20 protein-coding genes are annotated in these 23,581 nt (G+C 70.9%); 6 read left to right on the top strand and 14 right to left on the bottom strand.

Features of this window, described 5'->3' with window-relative positions; genetic code table 11:
- Positions 1–339: 339 nt before the first annotated feature.
- The 4 genes from Q0994_RS11210 to Q0994_RS11195 all read left to right on the top strand — a co-directional run bounded on the left by Q0994_RS11210 (position 340) and on the right by Q0994_RS11195 (position 6,839).
- The gene (locus Q0994_RS11210; protein WP_299532336.1) at positions 340–3,837 is read left to right on the top strand and encodes a DNRLRE domain-containing protein; all 3,498 of its coding nucleotides are present in this window, start codon (positions 340–342) and stop codon (positions 3,835–3,837) included.
- A gap of 83 nt (positions 3,838–3,920) precedes the next feature.
- Positions 3,921–4,691, top strand: a complete 771-nt coding sequence (locus Q0994_RS11205) for a hypothetical protein (protein ID WP_299532333.1) — start codon at positions 3,921–3,923, stop codon at positions 4,689–4,691.
- Positions 4,692–4,832: 141 nt separating this feature from the next.
- Complete coding sequence (gene coaA, locus Q0994_RS11200) at positions 4,833–5,828, top strand: type I pantothenate kinase (protein WP_299532330.1); 996 nt, start codon at positions 4,833–4,835, stop codon at positions 5,826–5,828.
- 51 nt (positions 5,829–5,879) lie between these two features.
- A complete protein-coding gene (locus Q0994_RS11195; protein ID WP_299532328.1) occupies positions 5,880–6,839 on the top strand; it encodes a DUF389 domain-containing protein in 960 nt (319 codons plus the stop codon).
- Between the two features lie 338 nt (positions 6,840–7,177).
- Here the strand turns inward: Q0994_RS11195 and glmM are convergent, their stop codons facing one another.
- The 4 genes from glmM to Q0994_RS11175 all read right to left on the bottom strand — a co-directional run bounded on the left by glmM (position 7,178) and on the right by Q0994_RS11175 (position 11,763).
- On the bottom strand, positions 7,178–8,536 hold the full coding sequence (gene glmM, locus Q0994_RS11190) for a phosphoglucosamine mutase (RefSeq protein ID WP_299532326.1): 1,359 nt from the start codon (positions 8,534–8,536) through the stop codon (positions 7,178–7,180).
- A 215-nt stretch (positions 8,537–8,751) separates the two neighbouring features.
- Positions 8,752–9,276 (bottom strand): 30S ribosomal protein S9, encoded by a 525-nt coding sequence (rpsI, locus tag Q0994_RS11185; RefSeq protein WP_299532323.1) that lies wholly within the window; start codon positions 9,274–9,276, stop codon positions 8,752–8,754.
- 44 nt (positions 9,277–9,320) lie between these two features.
- Complete coding sequence (gene rplM, locus Q0994_RS11180; RefSeq protein ID WP_299532320.1) at positions 9,321–9,764, bottom strand: 50S ribosomal protein L13; 444 nt, start codon at positions 9,762–9,764, stop codon at positions 9,321–9,323.
- A 379-nt stretch (positions 9,765–10,143) separates the two neighbouring features.
- Entirely contained in the window at positions 10,144–11,763 is a 1,620-nt protein-coding gene (locus tag Q0994_RS11175; protein WP_299532318.1) for an ABC-F family ATP-binding cassette domain-containing protein, read from the bottom strand.
- 127 nt (positions 11,764–11,890) lie between these two features.
- Here Q0994_RS11175 and Q0994_RS11170 point away from each other — a divergent pair, with 127 nt between their 5' ends.
- Both Q0994_RS11170 and Q0994_RS11165 read left to right on the top strand, forming a co-directional pair.
- A complete protein-coding gene (locus Q0994_RS11170; RefSeq protein WP_299532317.1) occupies positions 11,891–12,739 on the top strand; it encodes a hypothetical protein in 849 nt (282 codons plus the stop codon).
- A 63-nt stretch (positions 12,740–12,802) separates the two neighbouring features.
- Positions 12,803–15,916: a glycosyltransferase gene (locus Q0994_RS11165; RefSeq protein ID WP_299532315.1), complete on the top strand. Its 3,114-nt coding sequence runs from the start codon at positions 12,803–12,805 to the stop codon at positions 15,914–15,916.
- A gap of 63 nt (positions 15,917–15,979) precedes the next feature.
- On the opposite strand, the gene truA is transcribed toward Q0994_RS11165, so the two are convergent.
- The 10 genes from truA to secY form a co-directional block, all read right to left on the bottom strand.
- Complete coding sequence (truA, locus tag Q0994_RS11160) at positions 15,980–16,834, bottom strand: tRNA pseudouridine(38-40) synthase TruA (RefSeq protein WP_299532313.1); 855 nt, start codon at positions 16,832–16,834, stop codon at positions 15,980–15,982.
- A 106-nt stretch (positions 16,835–16,940) separates the two neighbouring features.
- Complete coding sequence (rplQ, locus tag Q0994_RS11155; RefSeq protein WP_299532311.1) at positions 16,941–17,453, bottom strand: 50S ribosomal protein L17; 513 nt, start codon at positions 17,451–17,453, stop codon at positions 16,941–16,943.
- Between the two features lie 226 nt (positions 17,454–17,679).
- Positions 17,680–18,702, bottom strand: a complete 1,023-nt coding sequence (locus Q0994_RS11150) for a DNA-directed RNA polymerase subunit alpha (protein ID WP_024491600.1) — start codon at positions 18,700–18,702, stop codon at positions 17,680–17,682.
- 145 nt (positions 18,703–18,847) lie between these two features.
- On the bottom strand, positions 18,848–19,252 hold the full coding sequence (rpsK, locus tag Q0994_RS11145) for a 30S ribosomal protein S11 (RefSeq protein ID WP_003956432.1): 405 nt from the start codon (positions 19,250–19,252) through the stop codon (positions 18,848–18,850).
- A gap of 104 nt (positions 19,253–19,356) precedes the next feature.
- On the bottom strand, positions 19,357–19,737 hold the full coding sequence (gene rpsM / locus Q0994_RS11140) for a 30S ribosomal protein S13 (protein WP_018519286.1): 381 nt from the start codon (positions 19,735–19,737) through the stop codon (positions 19,357–19,359).
- A gap of 194 nt (positions 19,738–19,931) precedes the next feature.
- Positions 19,932–20,045 (bottom strand): 50S ribosomal protein L36, encoded by a 114-nt coding sequence (rpmJ, locus tag Q0994_RS11135; protein ID WP_003956441.1) that lies wholly within the window; start codon positions 20,043–20,045, stop codon positions 19,932–19,934.
- Between the two features lie 60 nt (positions 20,046–20,105).
- Positions 20,106–20,327: a translation initiation factor IF-1 gene (gene infA / locus Q0994_RS11130; RefSeq protein WP_003956442.1), complete on the bottom strand. Its 222-nt coding sequence runs from the start codon at positions 20,325–20,327 to the stop codon at positions 20,106–20,108.
- Positions 20,328–20,522: 195 nt separating this feature from the next.
- Positions 20,523–21,359: a type I methionyl aminopeptidase gene (map, locus tag Q0994_RS11125; RefSeq protein WP_299532286.1), complete on the bottom strand. Its 837-nt coding sequence runs from the start codon at positions 21,357–21,359 to the stop codon at positions 20,523–20,525.
- A gap of 143 nt (positions 21,360–21,502) precedes the next feature.
- Positions 21,503–22,162 carry an adenylate kinase gene (locus tag Q0994_RS11120; RefSeq protein ID WP_299532284.1) on the bottom strand — a complete coding sequence of 220 codons (660 nt, stop codon included), beginning with the start codon at positions 22,160–22,162 and terminating at the stop codon, positions 21,503–21,505.
- Complete coding sequence (gene secY, locus Q0994_RS11115; RefSeq protein WP_299532281.1) at positions 22,162–23,481, bottom strand: preprotein translocase subunit SecY; 1,320 nt, start codon at positions 23,479–23,481, stop codon at positions 22,162–22,164. The genes Q0994_RS11120 and secY overlap by 1 nt, the downstream gene beginning before the upstream one ends.
- Between the last annotated feature and the right edge of the window lie 100 nt (positions 23,482–23,581).

The following is a 23,581-nucleotide window of genomic DNA, read 5'->3' as shown; positions in this document are numbered from 1 at the left end:
GTTTGATCATGGTTCGCCACCCTGGGCCCCACAGCGTCCGACGACCGGGGCGGTGGCGCAGCGGCGCCCCGGGGGGCCGGAGAGTCACCGTCCGAGCGCCTGCACGGAATGGGCACAGCTATGGATGCGATGTGACCCATCCGGCATGCTTCTGCCTCGCCCCTTCCTGTCGGGGCGCGCCATCTCGCCCTTCCGGATGATCCCGGCGGGTGGACAGGGAGTCATTGATGAATGACGGCGTGCGCGTGTTCGGCAGCGCCCGGTGGAACGGCTCGGCCGCGCCCCCGGGGTGTTTCTCCGTTCCGGCGCATCGCCGTTCGGGGGAGGGAACCCAGCACCGTGGAACGTCGACGTCCCAGCCGGGCCACCGCCCGGCGCACCGCGGCAGGACTGGCGGCGCTCGTCGCGGCCGGCCTCGGCTTCGCCCTGCTCGGGCCCGACACGGGCGCCCCGACAGGCGGCGGCTCCGCCGCCCCGGCGTCCCCGGCCACCGCACCCCTGGACGAGAGCGGGGCGCAGCGGCAGGCCGAGCGCACCGGCAAGCGGGTCGAGGTCACCGCCCTGCGGGACGCCACCTCCACCACGTACGCGCTGCCCGACGGCACTTTCGAGCTGACCGCGCACTCCGCACCGGTCCGGGCCAAGGTCGACGGCACGTGGAAGGCCATCGACACCACGCTCGCCCGCACCGACACCGGCTGGGCACCCCGCGCCGCGTCCGACCCCGTCGTCTTCTCCGACGGCAGCGGGAAAACGAGCCGCGGCAGGGGCAAGGGCGGGGGGAAGGGCACGGTCAGTCACGCGTCGTTCACCGTCACCAGCTCCGGCTCCGACAACCGTGCCGTGACCGTCGCCGACGAGAACACCACGTACGAGGACCTCGTCACCCTCCGCACCGGGGGGCACGACGTCACCATGGGCTGGCCCGGAGACCTCCCCGAACCGGAGATCGACGGCGCCACCGCCCTCTACCGCGGTGTGTTCGACGGCGTGGACCTGCTGCTGACCGCCCGGGACAGCGGATTCACCCACGTCCTGGTCGTGCGCGACGCCGCCGCGGCCGCCGGCCTGCACGAGGCCGGACTCTCCTACCGCCTCACCTCGCCCGACCTCACCTTCCACCTCGACCCGGTGACGCACGCGGTCACCGCGCAGGACGCCGAGGGCGCGGAGCTCGCCGTCTCCCCCACCCCGTACCTCTGGGACTCCGCGGGCCGCCCCGCCGTGACCGAGGGCGACGACCCGCAGGCCCCCGAACCCACCGAGGACCCCGCACCCGGGTACTCCGAGGAACCGGGCGAGGAGCTGGGCGGGGCGCCCGCCGACCCGGACGGCCCGGAGAGCGACGACACCGCGGCCCCCGAGAGCGACGGGACCCCGGCCGCGGGCGGCCAGGACGCCACCACCGCACCCTCCGCCACGCCCGGGGCCGAGGAGACCGAGGAAGGCAGCACCGTCCAGCGGTCCGCCTACCGCGCGGGAACAGGTGCGGCTTCCCGCGCGACCCTGCGCACCGGGCTCTCCACCGCCGACGTACTCACCCTGCCGGGGCTCGCCGGGCCGCAGGTCGGCTCCGCCACCGCGGTGGGCAAAGCGGCGCTCACGGGCGGGGGGACGACGGCGGCCACCCTGGCCATCACCCCCGACGCGTCGCTGCTGACGGACCCCGAGACCGTCTGGCCGGTCTTCATCGACCCGTCGCTCACCGGCAAGACCAAGAACTGGACGACCACGTACAAGAAGTACCCGACGTCCAGCTTCTACGACGGCGCCAACTACAACTCCGGCACCACCGAGGCGCGGGTGGGTTACGAGTCGACCACCGGGGGCCTGTCCCGGTCCTACTTCCGGCTCGGCTGGACCTCCAGCATCAAGGGCGCCACCGTCACCAAGGCGGACATCCGGCTCTACGAGACGTACGCCTGGTCGTGCACCAAACGTGAGATGCAGATCTGGCACACGGACGGCATCTCCTCCAAGACCACCTGGAACAACCCGCCCGGCAAGAACAAGGAGATCGGCAGGGACTCGTTCGCCCACGGCTACAACTCGGGCTGCCCCGACGCCTACGTCGTGTACGACGGCAAGTCGATCGCACAGTCCGCGGCCAACGGCGGCTGGACCGACTTCACCATCGGGCTGGAAGCCAGCACCGAGGACTCCTCCTACTCCTGGAAGAAGTTCAAGGCCGAGGGCGAGGGCGCTCCGAAGATCGTCATCACCTACAACCGCAAGCCCGCCGAGCCGACCAAGCTGGACATCACCCCGGGCACCGGCTGTGACTACGTCGCCCCGTACCCGTCCATCGGCCTCAGCGACGTGACCTTCTCCGCCAAGTCCAGCGATCCGGACGGCGACCTGAAGTACCTCAACTTCGTCGTGTCGCAGTCCGGCAGCAGCACGCGCATCTACGACGCGAACCACACGGTCGACTCGACCGGCGCCGCCAGCGCCACGATCGACGGAGCGGACGGCACGGCCAGCCAGTTCGTCAACGGCAAGACCTACTTCTGGGCGGTCCGGGCCCTCGACTCCTCGGGAGCGGCGTCCACGTACGGCCCGCCCACGACGGCCAGTTGCGGCTTCGTCTACGACTCCAGCGCGCCGAACTCACCGGAGATCACCTCCACCGACTATCCGGAGGACGACGGCAACGGCACCAACTGGAGCAAGGTCGCCTTCGGTTCGACCACCGGTAAGTTCACCTTCTCGGCGGCCGGTTCGACCGACACGGTCAAGTACACCTACTCGGTCAACTCCAGCAGCCTGAGCAAGACCACCCCGACGGTCGCGGCCGGCGGTTCGGTCACCGTGGCGATTCCGCCGCTCTCGGCCGGACCCAACATCCTCTACGCCAAAGCAGTCGACAGCTCGGGCAACGCCTCGCCCGCGGCGACCAAGTACCTCTTCTACGTCACCCCCAGGGACTCCAAGGACGCGGCGGGCGACGTGACCGGGGACGGCGTGGCCGACCTCTACGTCCTCGACGCCACCGGCGACCTGCGGCTGTACCCCGCCACCACCTCCGGTGACATCCACGTCTCCCTCCAGGCCGCCCACATGGACGGCGTCAGTCTGGAGGCCGATCTCGACGAGGACGGCGTCTCCGATCACGGCGACTACTGGCTGGACGCGGCCGGGAACCCGTCGCTGATCACGCACAACGGCGACTTCCTGCCCGGCGACGGCATCCAGGACCTGGTCGCGCGGACCGGTGACGGCAAGCTCTACGTCTACCGGGGCGACGGCTACGGCAGCGTCGACGTCGAGCAGCGCACCGAGGTCCGGCTCCCCGAGAACGCTCCGGCCCCGTCGACGTTCACCCAGATCCTCGCCGTGGGCGACATCACCGCCGACGGACGGCCCGAACTGTTCGCGACCTCCGGCGACGCCCTGTGGGCGTTCACCGGCTACACCGGCGGCACCTTCCAGACCGCGACCCGCCTCTCCTCCACCCTGTGGGCGGACCGCGACCTGGTCAACGTGGGTGACTACAACGGCGACGGGTTCGCCGACCTGGTGTACCGCACCTTCGTCTCCGACCGGCTCCTGCTGCGGCTCGGCAAGGCGGACGCGGCGGGCGGCACGAGCCTCACCTCGCTCTCCAGCGCCGCGAACTCCTCGACCGGTGTGGACGCGGAGTTCGGCACCGGCTGGAGCAAGACGAACATCCCGCTGATGACGGGCACGCCCGACGTCTCCGGCGACGGCATCCCCGACATCTGGGCGCTGATGGCCGACGGCACCGTGCGCTTCTACAAGGCGACGGCGACCTGGGGCGGTAGCGCCACCACCGTGATCAGCGGTGGCTGGGAGAGCAAGAAGTCGTTCGGCTGACCTACAAGGGCCCCGGCAGAACCGGCCGGGGCCCTTGTCCGAGCAGTGCGCGGACGGTCCGCGATCCTTCGGAGGACAGAGTGATGAAGCAGCAGGTGCGGTGCGAAAGTGTCACCCGGCGGCTCGGCGGCACCGCGCGGGGCGCGGCCGGCACCCCCGCACGGCGGTTCCGGGCCGCGGCGGTGGCGGCCCTGGCGGTCGCGCTCGTCACCGGCTGCTCGGTCGCCGGGAGCGGCGGGGGTGGTTCCGCGGAGTACGGGCTGCGGCCCGGCGCCGCGCCCAGCCCTTCCGTGACCGGGGCCTCGGGCCTCGCGGCGAAGGCCCTCGACGCGGACAGCGTGGCCGGTGCCGCGGTGACCACCCCGCGCGGCGCCGACGCCCTCTCCCCGAAGGACGTCCGGGCGGAGAAGGGCTGCGCCCCGCTGGCCCGGGCGCTGGCCGGGACCACGGTGGGCGAGCCGGCCGCGTCCACCTCCCGCCGGGTCTCCTCCGGCGGGCAGGTGACCGCCGTGACACTCGCCTCGTACGAGAACGAGGACGCGGTGGCCGCCATGACCGAACTGTCCGCCGCCTCGGACGCCTGCACCGGCGGCTTCGCCTTCACCGTGCGGGACGAACAGGTGCGGGTCGTCCGCGAGGGCAAGGCGCTGTCCCCCGCCGGGGCCGACCAGTCCATGGCGTTCACCCTCACTCTCGCGGCGGGATCCTCGACGACCGGGCGCGAGGTGATCGCCCTTCGCTCGGGCACCACGATCTGCCTGCTCAGTGCCCTGGACCCCACCGGCAGCGCCGCGGCCGGACCCGCGGACATCCCCACCGCCGTCGTCGAAGCCCAGCTCGCCGCACTCGCCTGAGGCGGACCGCCCCACCACTGCCCGCGAAGCACCCGGTGCCGTGGCGAACCGGGCACCCCCACGCCCCGCCCGCGCGCAACCCCGCGGTCACGTGACCGACCCCACCCCCCGTCCCGTTCAAACTCCCGTAACAATGAACGTGTGATCACTTCGCCGCCACGGGGCACCCCGCGCCGCACCGAGCACGCGCCGACGCCCTACGTCGACCTTTCGCGTGACGAATGGAGCGCGCTGCGCGACAGGACGCCGCTGCCGCTGACGGCGGAGGAGGTCGAGCGGCTGCGCGGGCTCGGGGACGTCATCGACCTGGACGAGGTGCGGGACGTCTACCTCCCGCTCTCCCGGCTCCTCAACCTCTACGTGCAGGCCACCTCCGGCCTGCGCGGCGCGCTGAACACCTTCCTCGGCGACGCGGGCAACGGGCACGGGGCGCAGCGCGGGACGCCGTTCGTCATAGGGGTGGCGGGCAGTGTCGCGGTCGGCAAGTCCACCAGCGCGCGCCTCCTCCAGGCGCTGCTGGCCCGGTGGCCGGAGCACCCGCGGGTGGAGCTGGTGACCACGGACGGGTTCCTGCTGCCGATGGAGGAGCTGAAGGCGCGCGGGCTGACCTCCCGGAAGGGTTTCCCGGAGTCGTACGACCGGCGGGCGCTGACCCGGTTCGTCGCGGACATCAAGTCCGGCAAGGACGAGGTGACCGCACCCGTCTACTCGCACCTGATCTACGACATCGTGCCCGGCGAACGGCTCACCGTCCGCCGCCCGGACATCCTGATCGTCGAGGGGCTCAACGTGCTCCAGCCCGCGCTGCCCGGCAAGGACGGCCGCACCAGGGTCGGGCTCGCGGACTACTTCGACTTCAGCGTGTACGTGGACGCGCGCGCCGAGGACATCGAGAGCTGGTACCTCAACCGCTTCCGCAAGCTCCGCGACACGGCGTTCCAGGACCCGTCGTCGTACTTCACCAAGTACACCCGGGTCTCCGAGGAGGAGGCGCTGGAGTACGCGCGCACGATGTGGCGGACCATCAACAAGCCCAATCTGCTGGAGAACGTGGCCCCGACGCGCAGCCGTGCCACCCTGGTGCTGCGCAAGGGCCCGGACCACAAGGTCCAGCGGCTGTCGCTGCGCAAACTCTGACGGTTCGGCCGGCCGGCCCGGTCCGTGACGCTTCCTGGGAGGACTGCCCCCGTGCTGCACCTGCGCCTGATCGTCCCTGCCGACCGCACGGACGAGGTGGTGCGGATGCTGGAAGACAGCGTGGGCACCGCGCACCTCGTGGTGATGCCGGGCGCGGCCCGCTCCCCCGCCGGTGACCTGGTGCTCTGCGACGTCGCGCGGGAGGCGGGCGACCCGCTGATCGAGGCGCTGCGGGGACTCGGCCTCGACGAGACCGGCTCGATCACCGTGGAGAACCCCGCCCTGACCCTGTCCGCGCGGGCCGACGAGGCCGAGGAGCGGGCGCCGGGCGACGGCGCGGACGCGGTGCTGTGGGAGGAGCTGACGGAGGTCACCCACGAGGAGTCGACGTTCAGCGTCACCTACGTCGCGTTCCTGACGCTCGCCACCATGCTGGCGGCGGTCGGTGTGATGCTGGACAACGCGATCCTGATCGTCGGGGCGATGGCGGTCGGGCCCGAGTTCGGGCCGCTGGCCGGCGTCTCCACCGCGCTGGTGCAGCGCGCACCCCGGCTGGTGGTCCGCTCGCTGGTGGCGCTGGTCGGCGGATTCGCCGCGGCGATGGTGCTGACGGCCGGCTTCGCCTGGCTGATGGACGTCTGCGGGCTCTTCACCTGGGAGATGATCGAGGCGGACCGGCCGAACACCGGATTCATCTGGCGGCCGGACTCGATGTCGTTCGTGGTGGCGTTCCTCGCGGGGATCGCCGGCACCCTGTCGCTCACCTCGTCGAAGTCGGCCGCGCTGATCGGGGTGACCATCTCGGTGACGACGGTCCCGGCGGCGGCCAACGCGGCGGTGGCGTTCAGCTACTCCGACTACGCGCAGACGGTCGGCTCCGCGCAGCAGCTCCTCGCCAACCTGGGCGGGATCGTGCTGGCCGGTACCCTCACCCTGCTCGCCCAGAAGGTGCTCTGGGCCGCCCAGTTGCGGCGGTCGGCGGCTTCCGGAGGGAAGCCGCGCCGGGGCTGAACCCGGCGCGGGCGGGCCCCCGCACCGGGCGGTCACCCGGCACGGGCCTGCCCCGACGGGTGACGGTCACCCGGCGCGGGCCGAGTCCCGCACGGCACGGTCAGCCGGCCGGGACGCGCCGCCGTCGCGTCGCACCCGGCCCCCGGTCCCACCGGCGGGCGCGGCGCGCCCGCGCCCCGCCGGCCGCCCGCCCCGCGACCCGCCGCACACCCGGCCCCGCGACCCTCGCCCCACAGCGCGCCCGCCCCCGGACGCACCACTGCCGCCGACGGGCCCGTGGCCCTTCGACGGCAGTGTGGCGGTCACCGGCCGCCCGCGCGCGGTGGCCTGACGGGAGATCAGCCCAGCGCGGACTTCACCACGTCGGCGAGTCGCCCCGCCACGGCCCGCGCCTGGCCGATGTCGGCGGCCTCGACCATGACCCGGACCAGCGGCTCGGTGCCGGACTGGCGCAGCAGCACCCGGCCGGTGGAGCCCAGTTCGCGTTCCGCCTCGGCGACCGCGACGGCCAGCTCCGAGGAGGTGGACACCCGGGACTTGTCGACGTCGGGGACGTTGATGAGGACCTGCGGCAGCTTCCGCATGACCCCGGCCAGGTCCGCGAGGGTCCGGCCGGTCGCCGCCACCCGCGCGGCGAGCATCAGGCCGGTGAGGGTGCCGTCGCCGGTGGTGGCGTGGTCCAGGACGATGACGTGTCCGGACTGCTCGCCGCCGAGCGCGTACCCCTCGGCCTTCATGGCCTCCAGGACGTACCGGTCGCCGACGGCGGTCTCCACGAGGTGGATGCCCTCGCGCTCCATCGCCAGCTTGAAGCCGAGGTTCGACATCACGGTGCCGACGACGGTGTCCTTGCGCAGGGTGCCGGCGTCGCGCATGGCGAGCGCCAGGACGGCCAGGATCTGGTCGCCGTCGACCTCCTCGCCCGCGGCGTCGACGGCCAGGCAGCGGTCGGCGTCACCGTCGTGCGCGATGCCGAGGTCCGCGCCGTGCTCGACCACGGCGGCGCGCAGCAGGTCGAGATGGGTGGAGCCGCAGCCTTCGTTGATGTTCAGGCCGTCGGGGTCGGCGCCGATGGTGACGACCTCGGCCCCGGCGCGGGTGAACGCCTCGGGAGAGACGTGCGAGGCCGCGCCGTGCGCCTCGTCCAGGACGATCTTCAGGCCGTCGAGCCGGTTCGGCAGCACGCCGATGAGGTGGGCGACGTAGCGGTCGAAGCCCTCGACGTAGTCGGTGACGCGGCCGACGCCGTCGCCGGTGGGACGGGCCCACGGCTCGCCGGTGCGGTGCTGCTCGTAGATGTTCTCGATGCGGTCCTCCAGCTCGTCGGCGAGCTTGTGGCCGCCGCGTGCGAAGAACTTCACGCCGTTGTCCGGCATGGCGTTGTGGCTGGCGGAGAGCATCACGCCGAGGTCCGCGCCGAGCACGCCGGTGAGGTACGCCACGGCCGGGGTCGGCAGCACGCCGACGCGCAGGACGTCGACGCCCGCGCTGGCCAGGCCCGCCACCACGGCGGCTTCCAGGAACTCTCCGGAGGCCCGGGGATCGCGCCCGACCACGGCGGTCGGCCGATGCCCGGCGAAGGTGCCCGCCTCGGCGAGTACGTGCGCCGCCGCGACCGAGAGGCCGAGCGCGAGCTCAGCCGTCAGATCCGCGTTGGCGACACCGCGTACGCCGTCCGTACCGAAGAGTCGTCCCACTGGTGTCCTCCGAGATGCTCCGACAACCACACAAGCCCAACAAACAGAAGGCGGCACAGAACGACAAAGCCACCCGCAATCGCACCCTGTGGGAGCAACCGGGTCGGACATGCCTATCAATGTCTTATGCCGTTATACGCCCGAGAGGGGCGATAAACGAACGCCCCAGCAGCACGGAGTGTGCCGCCGGGGCGAACGTGTGAAGCAGGCGGGATTTAGCGCTTGCTGTACTGCGGGGCCTTGCGGGCCTTCTTGAGACCGGCCTTCTTGCGCTCGACCGCACGGTCGTCGCGGGAGAGGAAGCCGGCCTTCTTCAGCGTGGCGCGGTTGTTGTCCACGTCGGCCTCGTTCAGCGAACGGGCCACGCCGAGGCGCAGGGCGCCGGCCTGACCGGAGACGCCGCCACCCGAGATGCGGGCGATGACGTCGTAACGGCCGTCGAGCTCGAGCACCTTGAAGGGCTCGTTGACTTCCTGCTGGTGCACCTTGTTGGGGAAGTAGTCCTCAAGGGTGCGACCGTTGATCTTCCACTTGCCGGTGCCCGGAACGATCCGGACGCGGGCGATGGCGTTCTTGCGACGGCCAAGGCCGGCGGCGGGCTGCGGGTCGCCGAAGCGGCCGGCGAGCGACTCGCTGGTGTACTCACCCTCGACGGGGACCTCGGACTCGAAGGTGGTCACCTCGGCGAAGGTCTCCTCGCCCTCGGTGCCCTCGACGGTCTCAACAGTGGTCTCGGCCACGATTCTCCTCAGATCTTTCTTTTGGTCTTAGGGGGAGGCCGGAACTACTGCGCGACCTGGGTGATCTCGTACGGGACCGGCTGCTGCGCGGCGTGCGGGTGCTGGTCGCCCGCGTACACCTTCAGCTTCGAGAGCATCTGACGCCCCAGGGTGTTCTTGGGGATCATGCCCTTGATGGCCTTCTCCACGGCCTTCTCGGGGCTCTTGGCGAGCAGCTCGTCGTAGCGGACCGAGCGGAGACCACCCGGGAAGCCCGAGTGGCGGTACGCCATCTTCTGGGTCTTCTTGTTGCCGGAGAGGTGGACCTTCTCGGCGTTGATGATGATGACGAAGTCGCCCATGTCCATGTGGGGGGCGTAGATCGCCTTGTGCTTGCCTCGGAGGAGGTTCGCGGCCGTGGTGGCCAGACGGCCCAGGACGATGTCCTGCGCGTCAATGACGTGCCACTGGCGCGTCACATCTCCGGGCTTGGGGCTGTACGTACGCACGGTCGTAGCCTTCGCTTCTTCAGTGAGTGGAGTCCTGACAAGGCCACCCGGACGATCACACCAGCCTTGGCGGCGCTACGGGGACGCAACCCGAGTGCCTGCCGCTGGTCATCGGCCCGGTGGACCGGCGTAAGGGCCCCTCGCGTGAGAACGACCAAGCCAATACGCATAACAAACCAGAAGAATACCGTTGAGCACCCGTGCGGGTCAAAATGGCCCCCGGACGGGTCCTCCGGAGAAGACCTTCTGCACCCCTCGCGCGGTGCGACCGCGGGCCGGGGGCGCCCCCAGTATCACGCATCCCCCACCCGGGAGACGAACACCGCAGGCCGGAGGCGGTACGCGCCCCCGGCCCGGCCGTCCGCCGGAGCGGCTCCCGTCAGCGGGCCCGCTCGACGCGCCGCTCGTCCCAGACCGGTTCGGTCGTCTCGCGGACCACGCCGTCCGAGCCGAAGACGAGGTAGCGGTCGAAGGACTTGGCGAACCACCGGTCGTGCGTGACGGCCAGCACCGTCCCGTCGTACGCCTCCAGGCCGTCCTGCAGCGCCTCGGCCGACTCCAGGTCGAGGTTGTCCGTCGGCTCGTCCAGCAGCAGCGCCGTGGTGCCGGCCAGTTCCAGCAGCAGGATCTGGAAGCGCGCCTGCTGTCCGCCGGACAGCTTGTCGAAGGGCTGGTCGCCCTGGCGCTCCAGCTCGTACCGGCGCAGCACCGACATCGCCGCGCCCCGGTCCTTGGCGGCCTCCGTCCAGAGGATGTCCACCAGCGTGCGGCCGAGCAGCTCCGGGTGCGCGTGCGTCTGGGCGAAGTGGCCCGCCACCACCCGCGCGCCGAGCTTGAACTCCCCGGTGTGCGCCACCGGCTCGCCCGCCAGCAGCCGCAGGAAGTGCGACTTGCCGGAACCGTTGGAGCCGAGCACCGCGACCCGCTCGCCGTAATAGACCTCCAGGTCGAACGGTTTCATCAGGCCGGTCAGCTCCAGCCCCTGGCAGGTGACCGCGCGCACCCCGGTGCGGCCGCCGCGCAGCCGCATCCGGATGTCCTGCTCGCGGGGCGGCTCCGGCGGCGGTCCGGCCTCCTCGAACTTCTTGAAGCGCGTCTGCATCGCGTGGTACCGGTTGGCCATGTCGGGGCTGTTGGCCGCCTGCTGCCGCATCCGCAGCACCAGCGCCTTCAGCCGGGCGTGCTCCTCCTGCCAGCGGCGCAGCAGTTCCTCGAAGCGCGCGAACCGCTCCTTGCGGGCCTGGTGGTAGGTGGCGAAGCCGCCGCCGTGCACCCAGACGTCGCTGCCCGCCGCGCCGGGCTCGACACTGACGATCTTCTCCGCCGCGCGGGAGAGCAGTTCGCGGTCGTGGGAGACGAACAGGATCGTCTTGCGGGTCTCCTTCAGCCTCTCCTCCAGCCACCGCTTGCCGGGCACGTCCAGATAGTTGTCCGGCTCGTCCAGCAGCAGCACCTCGTCGGGACCGCGCAGCAGGGCCTCCAGCACCAGCCTCTTCTGCTCGCCGCCGCTGAGCGTGCGCACCTCGCGCCACTGCGCCTTGTCGTACGGGACGCCGAGCGCGGCCGTGGTGCACATGTCCCACAGCGTCTCCGCCTCGTAGCCGCGCACCTCCGCCCAGTCGCTGAGAGCCTGCGCGTACGTCATCTGGGCGGCCTCGTCGTCCGCGGTGAGGATCAGCTCCTCCGCCGCGTCGACCGCCTTCGCCGCGTCCCGGATGCGCGGCTGCGCGACCGAGACCAGCAGGTCGCGCACGGTCCGCCCGTCGCGGACCGAGCCGACGAACTGGCCCATCACGCCGAGGCCACCGCTCACCGACACCGATCCGCCGTGCGGCTGGAGCTCGCCGGACAGGAGCCGCAGCAGCGTGGTCTTGCCCGCGCCGTTGGCCCCGACCAGCGCGACCACCGCGCCGTCGGCCACCCGGAACGAGGCGTCGCCGAGCAGCACGCGGCCGTCCGGCAGGTAGTACTCCAGATGGCCCGCTTCGAGATGTCCCATGAGCGCATTGTCGCGGTCCCGGCGGCCTTGGCCCAAACGAGTTACCGCCCCCGCCCCGCGCGGAGCCCTGCCGACCGGGACGCGGCCCCTGGCCCCGGGTTCGCGCAGAAGCCCTAGGATGCGCCTCATGAGCTTTGGGCAAGGGGGGCCCTCCTGGGGGCCGGGAGCCGATGGGACACCGGACTGGGCGGCACTGGCCGAGCAGTCGGCCGCGCGCAGCCGGCGGAGGAAGTGGCTGCTGATCGGCGGCGGGGCGGTGGCCACGGCCGCCGTGGCCGCGATCGTGGCGACGGCGGTGGTGCACGCGGGCCCGGACGGCAAGCCGGCCGCCTCCGGCAGCAGCCTGCCGGCGCCCGTGGACCTGCCGCCGGCCCCCTCCGACCCGGGGCCGACGTTCTCCTCGGTGGCGCCCGCCCCGCTGCCGGACCCGATGGACTTCCTCACCGACGAGAAGAAGGACACGGCCCCGATCACGGTCACCGGCTTCTTCCCCGGCAAGAAGCTCACCATGGGCAAGGACGTCTACCTCAAAGGCGCCACCGACCGCACCACGTCCTGCGCCTCGGTCACCCAGGGCGCGCTCGGCGCGATCCTCACCAGCAACGGCTGCGACCAGGTCATCCGCGCCACGTACCGCAAGGACGGCGTGGCGGTCACGGTCGGCATAGCGGTCTTCGGCACCGGGGCCGAAGCCAAGAAGGCGCTCGACGAGGCCTCCGGCGGCGTCGCCTCGCTCAGCGGCGCGGGCGTCGACACCTTCTGCCGCGCCGGCGCGGTCTGCCGCCGCACCTCGAACGCCTACGGCCGCTACGCCTACTTCAGCGTGAGCGGCTTCGTCGGCGGCGAGCGGGACGTCACCACCGCCGACAAGGCCGTCTACGGCGCCGGCGACGACCTCACCAACTTCACCTTCCGCCAGATCCGCAGCCGCGGCGAGATCCAGGCCTCCGAGGCCGCCCGCGCGCCCGCCGCCTGATCCCGCCGCATGCACGGCGCCCCGCGGCAACCCCACACCTCAGCACAGAGAGACCCAGGCGACATGGCGATCAAGGTGACCGTGGTGGTCCCGACCTACAACTCCGGAAGCCACATCGAGCCGCTGGTGCGGTCGATGCTCTCCCAGACCCTCTCCCCCGACGAGTTCGAGGTCCTGTTCGTCGACGACGGCTCCACCGACGGCACACCGGAGCGGCTGCGCGAACTCGCCGAGCGGCACGCCCACTTCCGCACCACCGCCATCCCCAACTCGGGCTGGCCCGGCAAGCCGCGCAACGTCGGCGTGGAGCAGGCCCGCGGCACGTACGTGCAGTTCGTCGACCACGACGACCTGATGGCGCCCGAGGCGCTGGAGCGCCTGTACGCGATGGGCGAACGCAACGGGTCGGACATCGTCATCGGCAAGGTCGCCAGCAACTTCCGCAGCCGGGGCGTCCCGTACGGCCTGATGAGCACCACCCGCGAGCGGTGCACGGTGTGGAACGCGCCGCTGATCGACAGCCTCACCCCGCACAAGATGTTCCGGACCGCCTTCCTGCGCGAGCACGGCATCGTGCACCCCGAGGGCCCCTGGATCCTGGAGGACCAGCTCTTCCTGGTCCGCTCCTACCTCAAGGCCGACGTCGTCTCGGTCCTCGGCGACCACGTCTGCTACACCTACTGGGCGCGCGAGGACGCGGCGAACGCCGGGACCCGGGCCATGGACCCGCGCCGCTACTACGCCAACCTGCGCGAGATCATGGCCACCGTCGCCGACGGCACCGAACCGGGCCCCGCACGCGACCGGCTGCTGCGGCGTTTCTACCGGGGCGAGATGCTCGGCCGCGTCGGCGAGCCGCCGCGCGGCGCGGTCATCGACCCGCTGTTCGACGGCGACGCCTTCGAGCCGGTACGCGAACTGGCCGAGACCTTCGTGACCGACGGCGTCCACGACGGCCTGGCGGCCAATCTGCGGGTCCGCTCCAGCCTGCTGCGCGGCAACAGGCCCGCGGAGCTCACCGAGTACACCCGCAGGCAGGCCGGTCTCACCGCCCTGACCACGGTCACCGCGGCGCGCTGGGACCGCGACCGGCTGAAGGTGGAGTTCACCGCCCGGTTCGCCGAGCGGCCGGACGGCCCGGGCCTGCTGCTCGCCCGGCGGGGCGAGCGGTACGTGCTGGCGCCCGCCCTCACCGACGGCGTCCTGGACGAACCGTTCGACGTCACCGACGAGTTGAAGTCCTTCCGGGTGAACGTGCTGCTGCGGCACGCGGAGACCGCCCACCTGTGGCCGGTCCCCGCGCCCACCACGCTCACGCTGGAGGAGGAGACGGCCGGGGACGGCACGGTCCTGGTCCGGCCCGTGCTGACCGGAACCGCCGCGCTCGACCCGGCGCGCGGCGCCGGCGGCCACCCGCTCGCCCCCGGCGCCTGGGACGTCCAGATCCGGGTGATGGGCGCCGGCTTCGACCGCACGGTGCCCCTCGGCAACGGGGGCTCGCCCGCGGAGCCGGCCGCCGCGGAGGTGCACGCGGGCCGCCGCACCGCCCCCGTCCGCGCGGAGCACGCGCCGCACGCCACCGGCCCCGGCACCGGCCTGTCGCTGACGGTCACGGAGTCCGACGACGCACCGGTCGAGGTGCGGCCCCGGGTCAGCGTGGTGCTCCCGGTGGACGGCGCCGCCGCGGCGGCGCTGCGGACGACCCTCGACTCGGTCGAGGCGCAGAGCCTGCCCGCCGGCGCCGTCGAGACCGTGCTCGTCGGGGAGGCCGAGGGCGCGGTACGCCCGGCCCCCGGCACCGAGCCCCGCAACGCCGGCATCGACGCCGCCACCGGCCGCTACGTCCTGTTCATGGAGCCCGGCGACCGGCTGGCGCCGGAGGCACTGGAGCGGATGTACGCGTACGGCGTCGAGAACGACACGGACATCGTGGTCGGGAAGCTCGCGGGCAAGGGACGCGCCCTGCCCAAGGAGCTCTTCGTGCGCGACCGCCCGCGCGCGAGCCTGGCCAAGGACCCCTTGGCCGACAGCCTCACCGTCAACAAGCTCTACGACCGGGCCTTCCTGCTGCGGCACGGCCTGCGGTTCGCCACCGGCGACCTGCCGCTGTCGGACCAGGCGTTCGCCGCCGAGGCGTACCTCCGGGCCGGCTTCGCCTCGGTGCTGGGCAGCCAGGTCTGCTACCACTACGGCCCCAAGGCCGCAGCCACCCCCGCCCCGGAGCCCGCCGCGTTCTACGGCGCGGTGGCCGGGCTGATGAAGGCCGTCGACGCCGTCGCCGGGCCCGGTCCGGCCCGCGACCGGCTGCACCGCCGGTGGCTCCGGGTCGAGGTGCTGGACCGGATCACCGGCAAGGCCTTCCTCGACCTGGAGGAGTCCGAGCGGGTGGCCCTCCTCGGCGACATCCGCACCGCGCTCGCGGGTCTGCCGTCCCGGACCGCCGTCGACGGCCTGCCCGTGTCGCGCCGGATCGCGGTGGGCCTCCTCGAGGACGACCGCCCCGAGGACGTCGTACGCCTCGCGCGGTGGGAGCGGTCCCTCGCCTGCCGGCCCACTCTGACCGCGGTGGACTGGCTGCCGGACCGGACGCTCCGGCTGGGCTTCTCCGCCGAGGTGCGCACCGACGACGGCGCGGTCGGCGTCACCACGGACGCCGAGGGCCGGGCCGCCCTCGTGCCCGCCGGTCTCCCGGAGGAACTGCGGGACCGGTTCGCCGGCCAGGCCCTCACCGGCGGGGCGGCTCCGGACAGGGCGACCGCGGTGGTCGTCCTGCGGGAGCGCGCCACCGGGGCGGAGCACCGGCTGCCCACCGAGGCGCGGGCGCACCGCGCGGACGACGGAACGCTCACCGTCAGCGGCACGGCGGACCTGGACCCGGCCGTCGCCGACGGCGGCCACCCGCTCGACGACGGCGCCTGGGACCTCTACGTCCGGCTCACCGCGCTGGGCTGGACCAAGACCGGCAGGCTCGGCTCGACCCGCGCGCCGGAGCTCTCCGAGACGCTGACCGCGGTCCCCCACCGGGGCGACACGGTCCGCACGGTCACCCCGTACTGGACCAAGCCGCACCGCGACCTGTCGCTGCGCGTGCAGGTCGCCGAGGTCCCGGCGATCGTGCCGGCGGCCCGGAAGTCCGGACTTCTTGGCCGCATCGCCCGCGCCGTGCGCCGGAGTTGACGGGACACGGCGCCCGGACCGGGCAACCCCCCGCCCGCGCGGGCGGGTTGCCCTTCCGCCGGCTCAGCAGCAGCCGGCGCCCGGCAGCGTCCGCACGTTGCGGGCCTCTTCGGCACGGGCCGCCAGCAAATCGTCCGCCGGATAGGCCACTTCCTCCAGCGTCAGGCCGTGCGGCCGGACCACGTGCACGGCCGGGTCGCGGACCTTCGCCGCCAGCACCTCGGCGGGCCACTGCGGCGGCCGCCGCCCGTCGCCCACGAAGAGCGCCGCACCGATCAGCGCCCGCACCATGTTGTGGCAGAACGCGTCCGCCTGCACGGTCGCCGTCAGCACCCCGGACCCCTCGTCGCGCACCCAGTGCAGCTTCTGCAGAGTCCGGATGGTGGTGGCGCCCTCGCGCTTCTTGCAGTACGCCGCGAAGTCGTGCTCGCCGGTCATCAGGGCCGCGGCCCCGTTCATCGCGTCCACGTCCAACGGCCGGTCGTGCCAGAGCACATGACCCCGGACCAGCGGGTCCACCCCGCCGGGCCGGTCGCCGATCCGGTAGGCGTACCGGCGCCACAGCGCGGAGAACCGGGCGTTGAACCCGGGGGCGGCCTCCTCGGCCCGCCAGATCCGCACGTCCTGGGGCAGCCGACCGGCCAGCCGCCGCAGCAGCTTCTCCCGGTGCTCCTCCCAGACCTCCAGGGGCAGGTCCACGTGCGCCACCTGGCCCCGGGCGTGCACGCCCGCGTCGGTGCGCCCCGCCACCGTCAGGTCGTACGTCCGCGGCGAACGGGTCACCGTCCGCAGCGCGTCCTCGATCTCGCCCTGCACCGTGCGCCGGCCGGTCTGCTTCGCCCAGCCGGAGAAGTCCTTGCCGTCGTACGAAAGGTCCAGCCGTACCCGTACCAGACCGGGCGCTGCCTCGTCGCTCACCCGTGCGTCCTCTCAACTCTCCCCGTGCGGAAATCGGGTGGAACAGCGGAACGGGCCCGCACCGCCCCGAAGGGTGGTGCGGGCCCGTTCCGTGGTCTCAGAACGCTCAGGCGTCCTTGGACTCCGTGTCGGCCTCGGCGGCCGGCTTGGCGTCCTCGACGGCCTCGGACTCGGCCGGGGCCGCGTCCTTCTTGGCCGAGTCTTCCTTGACCGCACGCTTCGTCGCGGCCTCGGCCTCACCGGTGGCCTGCTGGGCCACGGTCAGCGCCTCGACCAGCTCGATGACGGCCATCGGGGCGTTGTCGCCACGACGGTTGCCGATCTTGGTGATGCGGGTGTAGCCACCGGGGCGGTTCTCGTACCGGGGCGCGATCTCGGTGAAGAGCGTGTGGACGATGCTCTTGTCCGTGATCGTCTGCAGCACCAGGCGACGGTTGTGGATGTCGCCCTTCTTCGCCTTGGTGACCAGGCGCTCGGCGACGGGGCGCAGGCGGCGGGCCTTGGCCTCGGTCGTGGTGATGCGGCCGTGCTCGAACAGCGACTTCGCGAGGTTCGCGAGAAGCAGACGCTCGTGCGCGGCGCTGCCGCCCAGACGGGCACCCTTTGCGGGACGCGGCATGGTGTTTCTCCTTGTGTGCTGCACCGGCCGTATCAGGTACCGGTGTCAGTTCCCGTGAGGCGGACGCCTCCCGGAAGTCTCTGGTGCCGAACGGGCATCAACCCCGTCCGGCGCTTGAGGACACGCCCCACGCCGGACGATCTTCAAGCCCTCCGGCGATCGAGGACAACGCCTCACCCCGGCCGGAGCACGCGGGCAACCCCCCGCGCACCCCCGCCGGAGGCGATCAGTACTGCTCGGTCTCGACGAAGCCCGCGTCCGCGTCGTCGTCCGCGCCGAACGCGTCGGCGGCGGCGGTCGGGTCGAATCCGGGCGGGCTGTCCTTGAGCGCCAGGCCCATGCCGGCCAGCTTCGCCTTGACCTCGTCGATCGACTTCGCACCGAAGTTGCGGATGTCGAGCAGGTCGGCCTCGGAGCGGGCGACGAGCTCACCCACGGAGTGGATGCCCTCGCGCTTGAGGCAGTTGTACGAACGGACCGTGAGCTCCAGCTCCTCGATCGGCAGCGCCAGGTCGGCGGCGAGCGCCGCGTCCGTCGGCGACGGGCCCATGTCGATGCCCTCGGCGTCGATGTTGAGCTCGCGCGCCAGACCGAACAGCTCGACCAGGGTCTTTCCGGCCGACGCCATGGCGTCACGGGGACGCATGGCCTGCTTGGTCTCGACGTCGACGATCAGCTTGTCGAAGTCGGTGCGCTGCTCGACACGGGTCGCCTCGACCTTGTACGTGACCTTGAGCACCGGGGAGTAGATGGAGTCGACCGGGATCCGGCCGATCTCCTGGCCCACCTGCTTGTTCTGGACGGCGGAGACGTAGCCGCGACCGCGCTCGACGGTCAGCTCCATCTCCAGCTTGCCCTTGCCGTTCAGGGTGGCCATGACGAGGTCCGGGTTGTGGACCTCGACACCGGCCGGCGGGGCGATGTCGGCAGCGGTGACCAGGCCGGGACCCTGCTTGCGCAGGTACATCACGACCGGCTCGTCGTGCTCCGAGGAGACGACCAGCTGCTTGATGTTGAGGATGAGGTCGGTCACGTCCTCCTTGACGCCCGGCACGGTGGTGAACTCATGCAGGACCCCGTCGATCCGGATGCTGGTGACGGCGGCACCGGGGATCGAGGAGAGGAGCGTGCGGCGGAGGGAGTTGCCGAGGGTGTAACCGAAGCCCGGCTCCAGCGGCTCGATGACGAACCGGGAGCGGAACTCGTCGACGACCTCTTCGGTCAGCGACGGACGCTGAGCGATCAGCATGGTGTGAGTCCTTCAGTCGTGGGCACCCACTATTTGATGCCCGACAGATACAACAAGGGTACGGGCGGCACGTCCCCGGAGGGAGGTACCGCCCGACCCCACTGCAGTGCTTCGGACACGGACGGCCGTCAGTGGCCGTCACGCATCAGACGCGGCGACGCTTCGGCGGACGGCAGCCGTTGTGCGGCGTCGGGGTGACGTCCTGGATCGAGCCGACCTCCAGGCCGGTGGCCTGGAGCGAACGGATCGCGGTCTCGCGGCCGGAGCCCGGACCCTTCACGAAGACGTCGACCTTGCGCATGCCGTGCTCCTGCGCGCGGCGGGCGGCCGACTCGGCGGCCATCTGCGCGGCGAAGGGGGTGGACTTGCGCGAGCCCTTGAAGCCGACGTGGCCGGCGGAGGCCCAGGAGATCACGTTGCCCGAGGGGTCCGTGATCGAGACGATGGTGTTGTTGAACGTGCTCTTGATGTGCGCGTGGCCGTGAGCGACGTTCTTCTTTTCCTTGCGACGCACCTTCTTGGCTGCGCCCTGACGACCCTTGGGGGGCATGTCTTACTCCAGATGGAGAGGGGAGGTGATCGGTCCTACAGCGAAGACCGCTGGTTTCTGCGACCGCCCGGAAGGACCGGGGCCCGCAGTGCGTCCGCTGAGGACTACTTCTTGCCCGGCTTCTTCTTGCCGGCGATGGCGCGACGCGGGCCCTTGCGGGTACGCGCGTTCGTGCTGGTGCGCTGACCGTGGACCGGGAGGCCACGGCGGTGACGCAGACCCTGGTAGCAGCCGATCTCGACCTTGCGGCGGATGTCGGCCTGGATCTCGCGGCGGAGGTCACCCTCGGTGCGCAGGTTGGCGTCGACGTACTCGCGGATCTTGACGAGGTCCTCTTCGGCCAGGTCGCGAACGCGGGTGTTCGGGTTCACGCCGGTGGTGGCGAGGATCTCCTTGGACCGGGTGCGCCCGATGCCGAAGACGTAGGTGAGGGCAACCTCCACGCGCTTTTCGCGCGGGATGTCAACACCTGAAACGCGTGCCATTCAATGGCTCCAGTTGTCATATCGGGGGTCTTCCGCAGCGCCGCTCCCGACCGCCGACCGACAGGATCTGTCAGTGGTACGTCCGGGTCCCCGGCCCCCGCCGGAGGTGTCGTCAGCCGTGGCTTGGACGGGTGCTGCGTATGTACGTATTACGTGCGTCGCGCGAAGAACTGCGAGATGCAGGGGGTCGTGCGTCAGCCCTGGCGCTGCTTGTGGCGCAGGTTGTCGCAGATGACCATGACCCGGCCGTGACGGCGGATCACCTTGCACTTGTCGCAGATCTTCTTGACGCTCGGCTTGACCTTCATGGGATGTCAGGTTCTCCGGGTCAGTGCCATCACCGCGCCGAAACGCGATGCGGACAAGATCTACTTGTAGCGGTAGACGATCCGGCCACGCGTCAGGTCGTACGGAGAGAGCTCCACCACGACCCGGTCATCGGGAAGAATACGGATGTAGTGCATCCGCATCTTGCCGCTGATGTGCGCGAGGACCTTGTGACCGTTCTGGAGTTCCACCTTGAACATGGCGTTCGGGAGGGACTCGATCACGGTGCCCTCAATTTCGATGGCACCTTGCTTCTTGGCCACGCTTCGCCTTTCGAATCGGCTACCTTGATCGACTCTTGCTCGTCCGTGTGGCAGACATACGGACACACGGATGCACGAGAGCCGACGAGTCAGTCTACGTCAGCGAGGTTCAAAAGACGAATCCGTCAAGTTTGCCCATCCGCGTAGATCCTTATGCGTGTTTCCCGATACCCGCACGCGCGGGTGGAGCGGGCGTCAGCCCAGGGGGTCCGGGGCCGCCTGCACGCCGTACGCGGCCAGCCGCTCGCGGCCGCAGTCCGGAGCGGTCAGCACCAGCGGGCCCTCCTCGGTGAGCGCGATGGAGTGCTCCCAGTGCGAGGACCAGGTGCCGTCGGTGGTCAGTACCGTCCACTCGTCGGCGAGCACCTTGGTCTGCGCGGTCCCGAGCGACACCATCGGCTCGATCGCGAGGCAGACCCCGGGCACCAGCTTGATGCCCTTGCCGCGCTTGCGGGAGACGTAGTTCAGCAGGTGCGGGTCCATGTGCATCTCGGTGCCGATGCCGTGCCCGCCGTAGTCCTCGATGATCCCGTACTTGCCGGTGGCCGGCCGCGGCTGGCGACGGATGTAGGACTCGATCGCCTTGGAGACGTCGACCAGCCGGTTGCCCGTCTTCATGGCGGCGATACCGGCCCACATCGACTCCTCGGTCACCCGGGAGAGCTCGATCAGCTCCGGAGCGTGGCCGGTGCCGACGAACGCGGTGTACGCGGCGTCGCCGTGCCAGCCGTCGACGATCGCTCCGGCGTCGACGGAGATGATGTCGCCGTCCTTGAGGACGGTCTTCTCGTCGGGGATGCCGTGCACGACGACCTCGTTCACCGAAGTGCAGATGGTCGCGGGGAAGCCGCCGTAACCGAGGAAGTTCGACTTCGCCCCGTGGTCGGCGATGACCTTGCGCGCGACCTCGTCGAGGTCGCGGGTGGTGGCGCCCGGCACGGCGGCCTCACGGGTGGCGGCGTGGATGGCGGCGACCACCAGGCCGGCCTCGCGCATCTTCGCGATCTGCTCGGGGGTCTTGATCTGCACCATCTCGGGCGCCTCTCTGCGTCGGGACCGACTGCGTCGGAAAGGGGTCGGGGGCCTGCGGCCGTCTTCAACGATACGGCCGCACGCAATCGGCCGCGGCGCCCTGGAGGCGCCGCGGCCGGCTGTGGTACTGCGGTGGGGACTGCTCAGGCCTCGTCGGACTTCTGGAGCGCCGCCATGGCCCGCTCGGTCACCTCGGTGACCTTGCCGAGCGCGGAGATGGAGACGACCAGTCCCTGCTCGCGGTAGTAGTCGATGATCGGCTCGGTCTGCGTGTGGTAGACCTCCAGCCGGGTGCGCACCGTCTCCTCGGTGTCGTCGTCCCGCTGGTACAGCTCGCCGCCGCAGGTGTCGCAGACACCCTCGGTCTTCGGCGGGTTGTACGTCACGTGGAAGACGTGCGCGCTGTCCGCCCGGCAGATGCGGCGGCCCGCGATCCGCTTGACGACCTCGTCCTCGGGGACCTCCAGGTCGAGCACGGCGTCGAGCGTGACGCCCTCGCCCTTGAGCATCGTGTCGAGCGCCTCGGCCTGACCCACGTTGCGCGGGAAGCCGTCCAGCAGGAAGCCGTTGACGGCGTCCTCCTGCTCCATCCGGTCCTTGGCCATCGCGATGGTCACCTCGTCCGGCACCAACTGCCCCGCGTCCATGTACGAGCGGGCCTGCTTGCCGAGGTCGGTGCCCCGGCTGATGTTGGCGCGGAAGAGGTCGCCGGTGGAGATGTGCGGAATCGACAGGTTCTCGGCAAGGTACGCGGCTTGCGTTCCCTTTCCGGCTCCAGGAGGCCCGACGAGGACGATTCGCATCAGCGGAGGAACCCTTCGTAATTGCGCTGCTGGAGCTGACTCTCGATCTGCTTCACGGTTTCCAGACCCACACCCACGATGATGAGGATGCTCGTCCCGCCGAACGGGAAGTTCTGGTTAGCGCCGCCGAAGCCTGCCAACGCCATCGTCGGCACCAGAGCGATCAGACCCAGGTACAGCGAGCCCGGCCAAGTGATCCGGTTGAGCACGTAGCTCAGATACTCGGCAGTAGGTCGACCTGCCCGGATACCCGGGATGAACCCACCATACTTCTTCATGTTGTCGGCCACTTCTTCGGGGTTGAAGGAGATGGCCACGTAGAAGAACGCGAAGAAGACGATCAGGACGAAGTACGTCGCGATGTAGTACGGGTGGTCGCCCTTGACGAAGTGGTCCTTGATCCAGTTCGCCCAACCCGCGTTGGAGTTGGAGAACTGGACGATCAGGGCCGGGATGTAGAGCAGCGAAGAAGCGAAGATGACGGGGATCACACCCGCCTGGTTGACCTTCAGCGGGATGTACGTGGACGTACCGCCGTAGGACCGGCGCCCGATCATGCGCTTCGCGTACTGGACCGGGATGCGGCGCTGGGCCTGCTCGACGAAGACGACGAGTCCGACCATGACGAAGCCGATGAGGATGACGGTGCCGAACTCGATCCAGCCGTCCGCCAGCTTGCCGCTCTCCTTGATGGCCCAGAGGGCGCCGGGGAAGCTCGCGGCGATCGAGATGAACATGAGGATCGACATGCCGTTGCCGATGCCGCGGTCGGTGATGAGCTCACCGAGCCACATGACGCAGGCGGTGCCGGCGGTCATCGTCACGACCATGATGATGGTCGTGAAGATCGACTGGTCGGGGACGATCTGGTCGCCCACGGAGCAACTGCTGAAGAGAGCGCCGCTGCGGGCCGTCGCGACGAGGCCGGTGCCCTGGAGGATCGCCAGCGCGACGGTCAGATAACGCGTGTACTGCGTGATCTTGGCCGTGCCCGACTGCCCCTCCTTCTTCAGGGCTTCGAGGCGCGGGATGACGACGGTCAGCAGCTGAAGAATGATGCTGGCCGTGATGTACGGCATGATGCCGAGCGCGAAGATCGTGATCTGCAGCAGTGCACCACCGCTGAACATGTTGACCAGACCGAAGAGGCTGTTGTTCCCCTTGCTTGCCTGATCGACACAGGTCTGGACGTTCTCGTAGCTCACCCCCGGTACCGGGATGTGTGCCCCGAGCCGGTAGAGCACGATGATGCCGAGCGTGAAGAACAGCTTCTTGCGCAGGTCGGGCGTCTTGAACGCCCGGGCGAACGCGGTGAGCACGGTGCCTCCTGCGACCCCCGCGCGATGCGTAGAGGTGACGGTCTTGAGGATCGACGAATACGGAAAGAGTGAAAAGTCCCCGGGCGGGCGCCCAGGGGTT

Source organism: uncultured Streptomyces sp. (assembly GCF_947488945.1).
Classification (GTDB): Bacteria; Actinomycetota; Actinomycetes; order Streptomycetales; family Streptomycetaceae; genus Streptomyces.
Note: the sequence above shows the minus strand (reverse complement) of the source record. Positions and strands in the feature narration are given on the sequence as shown.

Bases quoted from the DNA above. Each gene is read 5' to 3' on its own strand.
- Q0994_RS11205 (WP_299532333.1), top strand. From the start codon at position 3,921: ATGAAGCAGCAGGTGCGGTGCGAAAGTGTCACCCGGCGGCTCGGCGGC.
- Q0994_RS11175 (WP_299532318.1), bottom strand. From the start codon at position 11,763: ATGGGACATCTCGAAGCGGGCCATCTGGAGTACTACCTGCCGGACGGC.
- Q0994_RS11170 (WP_299532317.1), top strand. From the start codon at position 11,891: ATGAGCTTTGGGCAAGGGGGGCCCTCCTGGGGGCCGGGAGCCGATGGG.
- Q0994_RS11165 (WP_299532315.1), top strand. From the start codon at position 12,803: ATGGCGATCAAGGTGACCGTGGTGGTCCCGACCTACAACTCCGGAAGC.
- rplQ (WP_299532311.1), bottom strand. From the start codon at position 17,453: ATGCCGCGTCCCGCAAAGGGTGCCCGTCTGGGCGGCAGCGCCGCGCAC.
- Q0994_RS11150 (WP_024491600.1), bottom strand. From the start codon at position 18,702: ATGCTGATCGCTCAGCGTCCGTCGCTGACCGAAGAGGTCGTCGACGAG.
- rpsK (WP_003956432.1), bottom strand. From the start codon at position 19,252: ATGCCCCCCAAGGGTCGTCAGGGCGCAGCCAAGAAGGTGCGTCGCAAG.
- rpsM (WP_018519286.1), bottom strand. From the start codon at position 19,737: ATGGCACGCGTTTCAGGTGTTGACATCCCGCGCGAAAAGCGCGTGGAG.
- rpmJ (WP_003956441.1), bottom strand. From the start codon at position 20,045: ATGAAGGTCAAGCCGAGCGTCAAGAAGATCTGCGACAAGTGCAAGGTG.
- map (WP_299532286.1), bottom strand. From the start codon at position 21,359: ATGGTGCAGATCAAGACCCCCGAGCAGATCGCGAAGATGCGCGAGGCC.
- Q0994_RS11120 (WP_299532284.1), bottom strand. From the start codon at position 22,162: ATGCGAATCGTCCTCGTCGGGCCTCCTGGAGCCGGAAAGGGAACGCAA.